Below are 12967 nucleotides of genomic sequence, written 5' to 3'. Positions count from 1 at the left end.
CTGAAATCCAGGAGAAAGCGCAATCGTTTTTTGTTGCCGCTATGCTGAAATAGCGCAGCTCCACCAGACTGAGGAAAGGTTATGAAAACAACACGTCTGAGCGCGATGGCGCTCCTGCTCGCCGCATTTACCCTGAGCGCGACGCCTGCGCTTGCCAACCCTGGCAATGGCAATGGCAATGGCAATGGCAATAGTGGCCATCATGGTAAGGGTCACGGCAATAATGGCAAAGGCGCTGATCACAAAGAGAAACATCACGGCAATGCGTCTGCGCGTAAAAATTACGGCAAACCTGACCATGTTGAGGCAGACATCAGCTTCAGCCGGGCACGCAGCCTGGCGGTCAATTACGGCCTGACGGGCTACGACGCCCTGCCGCCGGGGATTGCAAAAAACCTCGCGCGCGGCAAACCCCTGCCGCCGGGCATCGCCAAAAAAACGGTTCCCGCCAGTATGCTCAACGACCTGCCGTATTATCCCGGTTATGAATGGAAAATTATTGGCGACAACCTGGTACTGATAGCGCTCAGCACCGCGCTGGTCACCGCCGTCATCAATAACGTTTTTGATTAAGCGTGACGCCGGGCGCTCGCCCGGCTGCTCTACCCACGTGAGGTGAGTCCGAGCAGCGCGCGTGCCGCCTCGCGGTCATGCTGCCCCCCCGCATAATCCTCAAAGTTGTGTTCAGACACTCTGATAATGTGTTCGGCTATAAATTTTGCCCCTTCCCGCGCGCCGGTTTGGCCCTCTTTCAGGCAGCACTCCCATTCGAGCGTTGCCCAGCCCGGATAGTCGTAGCGCGCCAGTTTGCTGAAGATACCTTTGAAATCGATCTGCCCGTCACCCGGTGAGCGAAAACGTCCCGGACGATCAACCCAGGGCTGATAGCCACCATAAACGCCGCTGTTCGCCGAGGGGTTAAATTCCGCATCTTTGACGTGAAACGCGCGAATGCGCGAGTGCCAGCAGTCGATAAAACCTAAGTAGTCCATATGCTGGAGCAGCATATGGCTTGGGTCATACAGAATGTGGCAGCGTGGGTGCTCGCCGGTGAGTTCGAGAAAGCGCCCGAACGTCACACCGTCGTGCAGATCTTCACCCGGGTGCAACTCAAAACAGAGATCGACCCCCGCCTCATCAAAACGATTGAGGACAGGCAGCCATCGGCGCGAAAGCTCACGAAACGCTTCGTCGACCAGCACCGGATTATGCGGTGGCCACGGGTAAAAGAAGGGCCAGGCGAGCGAGCCGGAAAAGGTAGCGTGGGCCTTGAGCCCGAGGTTGCGCGAGGCGCGTGCTGCCAGCATAAGCGTGCTCTCGGCCCACTGCTGGCGTGCAACTGGATCATGGCGTACCGCCTCTGGCGCAAACCCTGCGAAAGCCTGATCATACGCCGGATGCACCGCGATGAGCTGCCCCTGAAAGTGGGTTGAGAGTTCACTGATTTGCAGCCCGACGTTGCCGAGCGTTTCACACACCTGCGCGCAGTAGTCCAGGCTGTTCGCCGCTTTCGCGAGATCAAAAATATGCGGCAGATGGGTCGGCAGTTGCACGGCTTTATAACCCAGCCCCGCCGCCCAGGCCGCCATCGTGTCGAGCTGATTAAACGGAGGCCTGTCACTGATAAATTGCGAGAGAAAAATAGAGGGGCCCTGTAGCGTTTTCAATGTCGCTCCTTAGCGCCTTCGCGCATCGCTAAACCGGTGTAAAAACCCTGCGTTAAGCATAGCTGGTGAAGGATAAGCCAGACGTATCACGTTCGCTTCATTCATAAGCCTTTGTTTTATTGGGTTAAAGGCATTTAACCTAAATTTTTTGCGTGCCAGACCGATAACCGCTTCATGGCGCTCTGCATTTTCAGAGCAGCCGGATCGTTGTGTTACAACCTCACGCAAGGGAACAACATGTCAGTAAGGCGCTTTTCATTTCTCGTTTTCAGTCTTTTACTTTTTATCTTTCTCGTCAGTACCGTGTCTAACCTCTGGTCGCTTACCCGCAGCAACCAGTCGCTGGATAACGTGAATAAAGAAATTCGCGTGGTGCTTTCGGTGATTGATCCGATTAACCACAGCCGTACCCTGCGCGTGCGCCTGATGGAGGCAATGATCAACGCCTCTCTCGGTGATGCCCAGAAAACGCAGGCGTCGCTTGAGACCGCCAACGAGGTGATGCAAAAAGCCACCGCGGCGTTCAATAACTACAAAGCAGCCCCTGCCGTTGAAGGCGAAGAAGCGCTGGCCGCGCCGTATCGCCAGGCCTGGCAGGCTTACGTTGACGATGGTCTGCGTCCGCTGATGGACGCGGCGAGCCGCAACGACACCGCGCGTTTTAACCAACTGGTGAGTACGACTATCCCGCAACTGGATCGCCAGTTTGAAATTACTCTCGATCAGCTGCTGGCGTTCCGTGAGAAGTATGCCCAGCGCCTGAACCAGGATGCGCAGGACCGCTTCGTCAACAGTATGATCACCATTGGCGTGTTCGCCCTGCTGTTTACGCTGCTGATTGGCGCCATGTTTATCCTGCTTAAGCGTCGTGTTCTGGCACCGCTGGATGCCGCACGTCTTCACTGCCAGCAAATGGCAGAAGGCGAGCTTCACACGCCGGTGGAATCAGGTTCGAAAGATGAGATTGGGGATATGCTCGGCTCGCTGGAGCAGATGCGTTTGTCGCTGGTCAATATCATCGCCCAGGTTCGTGACTCCAGCCACAGCGTGGCGCATGCCGCAGAAGAGATTGCTGCGGGTAACACTGACCTCTCCGCACGTACCGAAGAGCAGGCCGCGTCGCTTGGTGAAACGGCTGCCAGCATGGAACAGCTGACTTCAACCGTGAAGCACACCTCGGAAAACACCGCCGAGGCGAACAAGCTTGCGGGCACCATGCGCAGCGCCGCGCAGGAAGGTAATGCGATTGTCGAAGAAGTGGTCGTTTCCATGCAGGAGATTGAATCCAGCTCCAGCAAAATCGACAACATTATTGGCATTATCGAAGACATTGCCTTCCAGACCAACATCCTGGCGTTGAACGCCGCAGTAGAAGCTGCGCGCGCGGGCGAACAGGGTCGTGGTTTCGCCGTGGTGGCAAGCGAAGTGCGCAACCTGGCGCAGCGCTCATCAGTCGCCGCGAAAGAGATCAAAGAGCTTATCGAGCAGTCCGGCGAGCAGGTCATGCTCGGCAGCGACCGTGTAGCGCGTGCAGGCGAAAGCATGAAGCGCATCATCGGCTCGATTAAACAGGTGTCTGAGCTGATGTCTGAAATCGCGCTCTCCACCGGCGAGCAGAGCCGCGGCATTGAGCAGATTAACCAGGCCGTCGCACAGATGGACTCAGTGACCCAGCAGAACGCCGCGCTGGTGGAAGAGGCTTCCGCCGCCGCACACTCCCTGAAAGAGCAGTCGCAACTGCTAAACCAGGCTGTCGCGGTGTTTAAACTGAACTAACCGTTATAAAACGCGTAAGGGCAGGCGCGGGCCTGCCCTTTTTTTATTACGCTCAGAGCGGCTTATCGAGCTTGATTACCCACAGATCGTTTTGCGAATCGGGTTTTTCCAGCGGTTTGATGCCAATTTTGCTCGCGACCGGCTGGCCGTCCAGGGTCAGGTGGCCTTTGCCGTCCACGTTATAATCATCCATGTCTTTTTTATCGCCCTGCGGATCCAGCAGCTCTGACTGCAGACCAAAATCGTTGTCGTTGATGACCGCGATGGTTTGGGGATCGATAAGCGCCAGCCCTTCGGCCTTCTCCTGCTGCCAGCCGACAGCGCGCAAATCCACCGCCAGCGTTTTACTGGCAAGCTTCACCCCACGCGCGTTGAGTTTTTCGGCGTCGTCAAACTCCGGCGGCTGGGTGTTATCCATCTCGCTGAGGTCTGTCGCGTTGCTGAGATCCACCACATAGACGCGGTTGCGCATCGTTTTATTTTTGTCGCCGCCCTGCTCAATTAACAGCAGGCGATGGTCATCCAGCGCCACGATATCGCCGATTTTCGCATCTTTCGCTTTTTTATAGACATCAATGTCAATCGGGTAACCGTACATGGCCGTTTTGCCGGTGGTGGGGTCAAAACTCACCAGCCGGGTAAAGCGCGCCGTGTTTTTGGTTTTACCGTCGATATCCAGCGTGCTCTGTACCGCGGCGATAATGCGCCCATCCGGCATGCGGGTCAGCCCTTCAAAACCGCGGTTAGGCTGACGCCATTTGAGGATGTTCGGCAAGCCGCCCGCCACGCCTTCTTCGCCTTTTTCCGCCTGAGGCCCATGTTTGGCGATAATCGCGCCGTTTGCGTCAACATTAATGATAAACGGGCCATATTCGTCGCAGAGCCAGTAGCCGCCTTTCCCGTCTGGCGTAATGCCTTCGGTGTCGAGCCCGCGTTTGTCGCTCTTCAGGGTTTGCAGCGCGTCGTTCAGCGCAAGCTCGTTGGTTGAGCCGATAAGCCCGGCCGGCAGCGGCAGGCCGCTGATATTGCCCTGCGCGTCATGAAGCGGCATCGGGTCGCTGGCCTGCGCCTTGTCTTTTGTGACGCGAATTGTCATCAGCAGCGGCGTGAATTCGGGGCTTGCGAAAATTTTCGACTCCTGCTTGCCCATTTTCGGGGAGTCGGCGTTCGGGCCGCGATCGGTGACGGTCGCGAAAATCAGTGCATCTCCCTCTTTACGCAAAAAAAGCAGGCCTGAGCCGACGCCTACCGGCAGGCCCTCGGGAAAGGCGTTCGCGTAGTTGCCGGAATAAATCACATGATCTTCATGCGGAAACGTGACCACATATCGTTCCACCTGCGGGTCGGCAGCCTGTGAACAGAGCGGGAAAAACGCGGCGAAAAGGAGCGCAAGGGGTTTAATTTTCATCATTCTCAGATCCAGAGTCGGGGTGGCATTGTTATAAGGCGCGCGCGTGACAGATTAATGACAACACCGTTTTCCCCTGTGGATTCAGAGAGTCATCGTTTTAACCGCCGCGCATACCGAAGCCGTGGCGCCTGCAAAGCGGGCAGCGCGTCTCGCTCGCCGCCCAGGCACGCCAGGGTTCGCCACAGCTGACGCAGCGCGCGGTCGTAAACCGGAGGCGAGTAACCGAAAACGTCTCGCCTGCCGCCACCGACACGGCATCAACCGGACAGACTGCCGCACAGTCGCCGCAGCCGTGGCAGCGCGACGGATCAAGCGTGAGCGTCCCCTCGTTAAACCGGATGACTCCTTCAGGACAAATATGCCCACAGGCGCCGCACAAAAGGCACCGTCCGGCATCCAGCGTCACGCCAAATGATAAAGCGTACGCGCCTGCCGCGCGGCGTGACGTGACATCGTGCGGTACTCGCCCGCGCGGCATTGCTAATAAACGGCGTTTCATCTCACCTGGCGTCGCAGGTGGCACCATGCATTGCCAGCCAGGCTCGCCGCGCTGGCGCAGCAGCAGGTTGAGTTCGGCAAGTGGGCGTAGCCAGTGGGTGTCGTGCGTCAGATCCACCGCGATTGCGCGAATGGCGTAATGCGCGTGCCAGAGCAGCAGTTCTTCCACCGCGACCGGCAACGTAAAAGGCCCGAAGAGCACGCCATCGCGGTAAAACCGCGTGAGCGGAGCAAGGTGCTCCAGCGCGTCTGCCGGACAGGCGAAGAGGCAGATCCCGCAGCCTGTGCAGCGATCACGCGCAAGTGTAATCACACCGTCGTGAAGCGCCAGCGCGCCGGTCGGGCAGCGCGTGATGCAGCGATCGCAGCGGCTGCGGCGCAGGCGTTTTCTGGCGCAGCGTGCGCCCACACCGGGTGGTGCGGGCGCGAGGGTTGCAAACAGATCCATCAGGCCGCGATGCTGAAGAACGCCAGACGCAGCAGCAGTTCGCCTGCCAGTATCAGCAGACTGCCCCCCACCTGGCTCGCGCGCGGCCCCTGCGTGCGCGTCATATTCAGCACGAGCACCATCGCGCCGCCGACCGAGCAGCACCAGCCCATAAGCCGCAGCCCCGCACTGGCGTCAAACGCGGCCAGTGATGGCAGTGGAAACGTTACCGGCACCGCCACGTGCGCCAGAAAGTGATAATACGCGGGCTGGATCAGCAGCCGGATGAGTACCATTGCCAGCGCCAGCAGCGTCAGGCGTCGCTCCAGCCTCAGGTTCGCCTGGGTATTACCTGTCGGCCGTAACGCGAGACGCAGTTGCATAACCGCAGCGCCGATCAGCACCACCGACCCTAAGAACATCGCCCAGGTGTTAACGTGCTGCCAGGTCGCCACTGATGCATGGCAGTAGATGGAGGCCATCGCGACAATATCCGCCATGCCCGCCAGCGCGGCGAGCCACAGCAGCGGCCACGGCATGCGACGCTTTGTCATGGTAAGCAGCACGCCGAGGCCAAGCAGCGCCATAAACACACCCGCGAGGGCAATTTCCCGGCTAAGCCAGGAACTGGAAAGGTGGCGCAGCGCATTAAATGCATTGAGCGGATACCCCAGATGCAGCGTCGAGGCGAGTAACCCAAGACCGCCCGCCAGTGCCGTGCCCAATACCGCCGGAAACGTCACAAGCGTGGCGTTTCCGGTGCGCGGCAGTTGCCCGGCGGTAAGGCAGAGCATCAGCGTAAACCCCACCGCGCCCTGCATCAGTAATGTAAAAAGAACTAACGGAAACTCATGCATCATGCTGTTCCTCCTGCTGCGCGCCCTGATGCGGTTTGATAACCAGGTTTGGTTTGGTGACAGACGACGGCGGCAGGCCTTTGACGTCGCACAACGTACCGTAACGGGCACGCAGCGCGGCAATCGGCCCGAACTGGATAGCGCCGAGCGGACAGGTGGCAACGCACATGGGTGCCTCGCCCTGCGCCAGCCGGTCAATGCAGAAATCGCATTTCGACATCTGTCCGGTTTGGGTGTTGCGCTGTGGTGCGCCGTAAGGACATGACCAGGCGCAATAGCCGCACCCCACGCATTTGTCAGTGTTCACCCGTACGATGCCGTCACCGGGGCGCTTGTGCATCGCGGTGGTCGGGCAATTACGCGTGCAGACGGGATCTTCGCAATGGTTGCAGGAGACAGACAGCGTGTAGGCGAAAACATTGTTGATAAGCCCGCCCTCGCCGGTTGGAGTGAAACCGCCGCCGTGCACTTCATAGACCCGGCGATAGCGACGCCCCACCTCCAGATTGTTTTTGTCCTTGCACGCTACCTGGCAGGCTTTGCAGCCCGAACAGCGCGAGGAATCGATAAAAAAGCCCAGCTGCTCCTCGCTTACCGGGGCGTATTCCTTAAACTGACTCATGTTTAGCTACCTCAACCAGCAGGGTTTGATGGGCATTACCTTTGGCAAGCGGTGTGATGCGCGTGCTGGTCAGCACGTTTGGACAGCCGCCGTTATCCACGCCGTCCGCATCGGGCTGCCACCAGGCCCCCGCCTGCATTGCCACCACGCCGGGAATGATGCGCGGCGTCACTTCCGCCGGGATTTGCACCACGCCGCGATCGTTATAAATCCGCACCGTGTCGCCCTGGTGGATGCCGCGCGCCTGCGCGTCGAGCGGGTTTATCCAGAGCTGCTGGCGCTGCACCTCCTGAAGCCAAGGATTGGCGTACTGCGTCGAATTGGCGCGGTTTTTTCCTTTCCAGGTGATGAGTTGTAAGGGGTATTTTTCACGTAATGCGTCCTCAGGGCCTTCCGGCGCGGGCACGTAGTGAGAAAGCGCCGGGATCTCCGGGTGATGCATCTCCCAGAGGCGCTTTGAGAAGATCTCGATTTTGCCGGAGGGTGTCGGGAACGGATGGTTGTCGGGATCGCGGATATTCTCTTCAAAAGCGACATATGGCGGCGCCTTGAGATACACATGCGGGTTTTGGCAAAGCCCGGCGAAATCTGGCAAATCGTGGTCCGCCAGCGCCTCGCGGGTTTTCTCCCAGATATGTTCTACCCACTGCTTTTCACTGCGCCCTTCGCTAAAGCGCGCTTCAATACCGAGTTTGCGGGCGACCTCACGGAGCCAGTCGTAGTCCGAGCGGCGCTCAAATTCAGGCTCTACCAGCTTTTGCGACAGCAATAAGTAGTTGCCGGTGCCCCACGTCTCGCCAATATTCCAGCGCTCCATAAAGCTCGTTTCCGGCAGCAGCAAATCGGCGTAACGGGCGCTCGGCGTGAGGAAGAGATCGCTCACCACAATGAACTCTACCCGGGTTTCATCTTCCAGCACCTCTACGGTCTGGTTGATATCCGGGTTCTGGTTCGCCAGATAGTTACCGGCCAGATTAAAGATGAATTTGATATTACCGCTGAGCCTTTCGGCGCCTTTCAGACCGTTTTCCGGGGTTATCTGACTCGCGTCATCGCACGCCTGCACCCAGTTCATAATGGAGATTTTCTCGGCGACCGGGTTGGGCACGCTATAAGGATCGGCGCAAAAAAGCCGGTTGCCGATGCCGCCATAGCCTGCCGCCCAGCCGCCTTTGATGCCCACGTTGCCGGTGAGGGTGGCGAGCAGCGTGGAGCCGCGCGCCGTGCGCTCGCCGCAGATATGACGCTGCGGCCCCCAGCCCTGAATGAGCGCGGCCGGTTTAGTGGTAGCGTAATCGCGCGCAAGCTGGCGGATGGTCTGCGCCGGGACATGCGTGATGCGCTCCGCCCACTGCGGGGTTTTCGCGACGCCATCTTTTTGCCCAAACAGATAGGCCTTCAGCGATTCGCCAGCCGGTACGCCCTCGGGCATTGAGTCTTCATCAAACCCAAGCGTGTAACGGGCCAGAAAGGCGCTGTCGTGCAGGTTTTCACTGATGATGACGTACATCATCGCATCCATCAGCGCGTTATCGGTGGTGGGCAGCAGCGGCACCCACTGGTCGGCGAGGGATGCAACGGTGTCGGAGTAGCGCGGATCGACCACAATAAACCGGGTGCCATTACGCTTCATCTGCTGAAAGTAATGGTTTGTGTGGCCGAATACGGTTTCGTTCGGATTATGGCCCCAGAGGATAACAAGCGGCGTGTGGCTAAGGGTATCCAGCGAACTGCCGCTCGCGGCGGTGCCGTACGTATATGGCGTGGCCGCGGCGGTATTGCCCATACTGACCGAGTGATAAGACTCCAGATAGCCGCCGGTCAGATTCAGCAGACGCCGCGCCATTTTGTCACCGGAAAACGCCCCGCCGGATAGCGCCGTGTCGGTGTGCATAAAGCGCGATGCCGGACCATATTTTTCCGTAAGTCGCTTGAGGTTATCGGCAATCAGCGTCGTCGCCTCATCCCAGCTGATGCGCTCGAATTTGCCTTCGCCGCGTCTGCCCACCCGCTTCATGGGGTATTTGAGCCGGTCGGGATGGTAGACGAACTGCCGGTAGCCACGGCCGCGCACGCAGGCGCGCATCAACGGCATCGCCGGGTCGACGTCATTATCCGGACAGGTGGAGATACGCGTCACCACGCCATCCTGTACGTGAGCGCGAATATCGCATTTGCCGCCGCAGTCAAACGTGCTGCAGGTTGGGACGATCTGCTCAGCTGCTATCGCCGCCGCAGCCGGTACGGCGGCCTGCGACGAGCCAGAGGCCGTAAAGAGCGGCACCGCCGCCAGCGCTGACGTCGCACGCAGAAAGTCGCGCCGCGACAGCCCGCCCTCGCCCGTTTCATCCTTTTTACGTTGTGGTTTCATCATGCTCCCTCATCAAAAGGGCGTATTCTGCAAAGCCCGACGATGAGAAAGCTTGATAGTTATCAATGGGAAAAAATGAAACGACCGGTAGCCGAAAGTTTCAGAAAAACGGGTGGGAAGAAATGGCGGAAGCAAACGGCGCCGCCATATCTGGCAGCGCCGCGCGCCCTACTCTTTATGCTGCCATTGGCGAGCGTCTTTGACCTGGTCTGGCGTCACCGGCGCGGCGTGGTTACCGAAGCTGCCGCGAATGTAGTTGGTGACGTCAGCCGCGTCCTGATCGCTTAACGCCCAGCCGTAACCCGGCATGCTGTACGGGAGATGGCGCTCAGTGACAGCGGTTTTGCCGCCCTCCAGCACCACGCGCAGCAGCGTCAGCGGATTATCAGCATTGACGGTCAGGTTGTCCTTCAGCGCCGGAACCGCGTAATCCGCGCCTTCGCCGTTGCTGGCGTGGCAGGTCGCGCAGTAGCGGGCATAGAGCTGATGACCGTTTTCAAGCGCGGCCTGCGAGAGATGCGGCGCCTGGGTTTTCACCGGTTCGCTGCCGGGCAGGCTTAACAGATAACTTGCAATAGCGCGGTTATCGTCATCGCTCAGGTATTGGGTGCTGTTGGTGACGACCTCGTCCATTGGCCCGCTGAGCGCGGCGTGCTTGCTGCGCCCGTCGCGCAACAGCAAGGTCAGATCCCCCTCGGACATCTTCAGCCCGCGCAGCGATGGCGCATACCAGCCGTTGAGTTCTTCCCCCGCGAGGAACTGCTCATCGCGCTCGTCAAAGGCTTTCTCCTGCATCCCGATGCCGCGCGGCGTATGACAGGCGCCGCAGTGTCCCGGCCCCTGCACCAGATAGGCGCCGCGGTTCCACTGCGCGCTTTTATCCGCACGCGGGGTAAACGGTTTTTCATCGGCAAAGAGGCTATTCCAGATACCGAGCGGCCAGCGCATTGAGAGTGGCCAGGGGATATCGCTGTCACGGTTTGCCGTGGCCTGCGGCTTCACCTCGTTCATAAGGTATTCGTAGAGCGCGCGCAGATCCTCATCGCTCATTTTCGCATACGACGGATACGGCATCGCCGGGTAGAGGTGATGTCCGTCTTTCGCCACACCCTCGCGCATCGCGCGTGCGAAATCTTCATAGCTGTAGCCGCCGATACCGTGGGTGTTATCAGGCGTGATATTGGTGGAGTAAATATCACCAAGCGGCGTGGCGAATTTTACCCCGCCTGCCAGCGGCGCGCCGTCTGCCGCCGTGTGGCAGGCCATGCAGTCGCCCGCGCGCGCCACATATTCACCGCGCGACATCGCCTGCGCGCCCGCGTGCGTAGCCCAAAGGGCCAGCGCCAGAACTGTTATCCGCTTCATGCGCTCTCCTTCGCCATGTCGTGCAGCTCTTTTACCGCGCGATACCCCTGATCGATAGCCGAGTTGGCATAGGGGCTCCAGTCGGCATCGGAGTTTGCAATCGTGATACGCCCTACCGGCTGGCGAGCCTTTTCTATGATTTTCTGTGAGCCTTCTTCGTCATCAAAGAGGCCGCTGAAGAAGTAGGAGTAGCCGTGTGACCAGCGGTTAACCGTGATCGCCGCAATATCGCGCTCATGGTCAAACCCGGCCGCGCCAAACATGCCCTGTAGCTGATCGCGGATCATTTTCTCGTGCACCTCAAACGGGGTGCCAAGCAGAAACGCGCGCCCCTTGCGGAACTGTTCACGGGCGCTGAGCTCGCTGCCGGGGAACGTCGGCACGTAGACCATGTGCAGGCCGATGGGCGCATTTGGATCGCGCGGGTGCTGATAGCCCCCCATATCCACCGGATAGTCGAGCTTGACGCGGCTGTACGGCGCGGCAGGCGAATAGATCTCATGTACACCAAGCTTGATAAACGGTTGCCAGTTGCGGATGACTACTTTGCTGTAGACCAGCGGCGCTTTGACGTTCTGCTTCAGCGCCTCCTGCTGGTCATGCGGAATTTCCGGCACCAGGTACGGGATCATCATGTTATAGCCTGCCATGACCGTTTGCCCGGCTTTGACCTTGTGCAGTTTACCGTCGCGCAGATAAGTCACTTCAACGCCGCCCGCCACGTTCGCGGCATGCACGCCAGTGCTGTTAAGGCGCAGGCGCACCGGGTGCTCGGGTTTATCGAGCTGGCTGTAGTCGAAGGTTGCCACCACGATGTCGTCCATGCTGTCCCCTGGCGCCACCGCGGGGATCAGATGACGCACCATCAGGCGCGCCAGTCCGGCGTTGCCGTCCGGGAAGTGATAGATATAGGGCTCTTCGAGATCGGCCAGCGATTCCGCATCAAGCGGCGGGAGATCCATGCCGTCGAGCCCGGGCAGCGCACAGATACGCGCGTCGCTCGCCGACGTACCGTCAATGCCAATGGCCTGGAAATCATTGGTGCGCTGCTGGAAGTAACGAATGGCGCTGTCGCTCAGGCCCACTTTTTCACTGAGGAACTGCCGATAGCTGTGTGAATCGAGCCAGGCGACTTTATCGTCCACGCTCATGCCAGCGAGATAATCTTTTTTCTCGGTATGCAGCGCGATAAGCGCGTCGCGATCGTCCTGAGGCAGCGGGAAGTCGTTAATAAACGCGCGGATATCGCGCGCATTCATACGATCGGGCGGGATATCGTCCGCCACCGCGCGGCCCGGATCGCCGCTGACGATTTTATCCACACCGAAATTGGTTTTATCGAAATAGACGCCGCGACTTAAGTTGAGATCCGGGTAGAACGTCTGGTCGAAGCTTTTCGCCATGCGCTCAATGCTGACGTTGAGCGTTTTGAGCAGCCCCATCGCGGTTTCACTGAAATTATTGGCGGGCGACTGGAAGGACTCGCTGCCGCCGTAGCCGAGCACGGTTTTCCCGTCGACGTGAAATTCGTTGCGTTTGGCGTGACCGCCGAAATCATCGTGGTTATCAAGCAGCAGAATACGCTGCTGTTTACCGCGAAGCTCCTGCCAGAAGCAGGCAGCCGCAAGGCCGCTGATGCCGGCACCGACAATCACCAGATCGTAGGTCTCTTCCACTGGCACGCTTGCCGGATCGAAATGCTTACCTTCACGCCCCAGCGCGTGCGCCTGTTCGAACGAACCCGGATGGTTGCCGCGAAGGCCCGTAAGGGTTGGCGGATAGTAAAGCGACTGCGTCGCCGTTTGCGGCGAGGCGCGCAAAATGTGCCACGGCGTCATTCCTGCGGCCACGGTAATAGCGACGCCGTTGAGAAAATCACGTCGGGTGATTGCCATAGAACTTCCTTAAAGGACAAAAATTATTGTTTTCAGTTTGTTATATAATGGTACAGAATTTTTGCCTGCCAGGCACCC

Annotated in this window: 10 protein-coding genes; 2 read left to right on the top strand and 8 right to left on the bottom strand. The window is 59.0% G+C overall.

Annotation, left to right across the window (positions count from 1 at the left end; translation table 11 throughout):
• Positions 1-81: 81 nt before the first annotated feature.
• Positions 82-573, top strand: coding sequence for an anti-virulence regulator CigR family protein (locus AFK62_RS09340; RefSeq protein ID WP_032983963.1), 492 nt, complete (start codon positions 82-84; stop codon positions 571-573).
• 29 nt (positions 574-602) lie between these two features.
• Here AFK62_RS09340 and AFK62_RS09335 read toward each other — a convergent pair whose 3' ends face one another.
• Positions 603-1667 carry a sugar phosphate isomerase/epimerase family protein gene (locus tag AFK62_RS09335; RefSeq protein WP_053531860.1) on the bottom strand — a complete coding sequence of 355 codons (1065 nt, stop codon included), beginning with the start codon at positions 1665-1667 and terminating at the stop codon, positions 603-605.
• Between the two features lie 237 nt (positions 1668-1904).
• On the opposite strand from AFK62_RS09335, the gene AFK62_RS09330 reads away from it, so the two are divergent.
• Positions 1905-3443, top strand: a complete 1539-nt coding sequence (locus tag AFK62_RS09330) for a methyl-accepting chemotaxis protein (RefSeq protein ID WP_007665323.1) — start codon at positions 1905-1907, stop codon at positions 3441-3443.
• Positions 3444-3495: 52 nt separating this feature from the next.
• Here the strand turns inward: AFK62_RS09330 and AFK62_RS09325 are convergent, their stop codons facing one another.
• The 7 genes from AFK62_RS09325 to AFK62_RS09295 form a co-directional block, all read right to left on the bottom strand.
• A complete protein-coding gene (locus AFK62_RS09325; RefSeq protein WP_032983969.1) occupies positions 3496-4851 on the bottom strand; it encodes an esterase-like activity of phytase family protein in 1356 nt (451 codons plus the stop codon).
• Positions 4852-4951: 100 nt separating this feature from the next.
• A complete protein-coding gene (locus AFK62_RS09320) occupies positions 4952-5800 on the bottom strand; it encodes a 4Fe-4S binding protein (protein WP_032983964.1) in 849 nt (282 codons plus the stop codon).
• Positions 5800-6636, bottom strand: a complete 837-nt coding sequence (locus AFK62_RS09315; RefSeq protein WP_053532114.1) for a dimethyl sulfoxide reductase anchor subunit family protein — start codon at positions 6634-6636, stop codon at positions 5800-5802. The genes AFK62_RS09320 and AFK62_RS09315 overlap by 1 nt, the downstream gene beginning before the upstream one ends.
• Positions 6629-7258 carry a DMSO/selenate family reductase complex B subunit gene (locus tag AFK62_RS09310; RefSeq protein ID WP_007665333.1) on the bottom strand — a complete coding sequence of 210 codons (630 nt, stop codon included), beginning with the start codon at positions 7256-7258 and terminating at the stop codon, positions 6629-6631. The genes AFK62_RS09315 and AFK62_RS09310 overlap by 8 nt, the downstream gene beginning before the upstream one ends.
• Entirely contained in the window at positions 7245-9629 is a 2385-nt protein-coding gene (locus AFK62_RS09305; protein WP_053532113.1) for a DMSO/selenate family reductase complex A subunit, read from the bottom strand. The genes AFK62_RS09310 and AFK62_RS09305 overlap by 14 nt, the downstream gene beginning before the upstream one ends.
• Positions 9630-9797: 168 nt before the next feature.
• Positions 9798-10994: a cytochrome c gene (locus AFK62_RS09300; protein ID WP_007665341.1), complete on the bottom strand. Its 1197-nt coding sequence runs from the start codon at positions 10992-10994 to the stop codon at positions 9798-9800.
• Complete coding sequence (locus AFK62_RS09295) at positions 10991-12889, bottom strand: NAD(P)-binding protein (protein ID WP_007665344.1); 1899 nt, start codon at positions 12887-12889, stop codon at positions 10991-10993. Before AFK62_RS09295 ends, AFK62_RS09300 begins: the two co-directional genes overlap by 4 nt.
• Positions 12890-12967 lie beyond the last annotated feature (78 nt).

It is taken from the genome of Cronobacter condimenti 1330 (genome assembly GCF_001277255.1).
Classification (GTDB): Bacteria; Pseudomonadota; Gammaproteobacteria; order Enterobacterales; family Enterobacteriaceae; genus Cronobacter; species Cronobacter condimenti.
The sequence above is the reverse complement of the archived record's forward strand: the minus strand, read 5'-3'. Positions and strand labels throughout refer to the sequence as shown.

Bases quoted from the DNA above. Each gene is read 5' to 3' on its own strand.
- AFK62_RS09340 (WP_032983963.1), top strand. From the start codon at position 82: ATGAAAACAACACGTCTGAGCGCGATGGCGCTCCTGCTCGCCGCATTT.
- AFK62_RS09330 (WP_007665323.1), top strand. From the start codon at position 1,905: ATGTCAGTAAGGCGCTTTTCATTTCTCGTTTTCAGTCTTTTACTTTTT.
- AFK62_RS09325 (WP_032983969.1), bottom strand. From the start codon at position 4,851: ATGAAAATTAAACCCCTTGCGCTCCTTTTCGCCGCGTTTTTCCCGCTC.
- AFK62_RS09320 (WP_032983964.1), bottom strand. From the start codon at position 5,800: ATGGATCTGTTTGCAACCCTCGCGCCCGCACCACCCGGTGTGGGCGCA.
- AFK62_RS09315 (WP_053532114.1), bottom strand. From the start codon at position 6,636: ATGCATGAGTTTCCGTTAGTTCTTTTTACATTACTGATGCAGGGCGCG.
- AFK62_RS09310 (WP_007665333.1), bottom strand. From the start codon at position 7,258: ATGAGTCAGTTTAAGGAATACGCCCCGGTAAGCGAGGAGCAGCTGGGC.
- AFK62_RS09305 (WP_053532113.1), bottom strand. From the start codon at position 9,629: ATGAAACCACAACGTAAAAAGGATGAAACGGGCGAGGGCGGGCTGTCG.
- AFK62_RS09300 (WP_007665341.1), bottom strand. From the start codon at position 10,994: ATGAAGCGGATAACAGTTCTGGCGCTGGCCCTTTGGGCTACGCACGCG.
- AFK62_RS09295 (WP_007665344.1), bottom strand. From the start codon at position 12,889: ATGGCAATCACCCGACGTGATTTTCTCAACGGCGTCGCTATTACCGTG.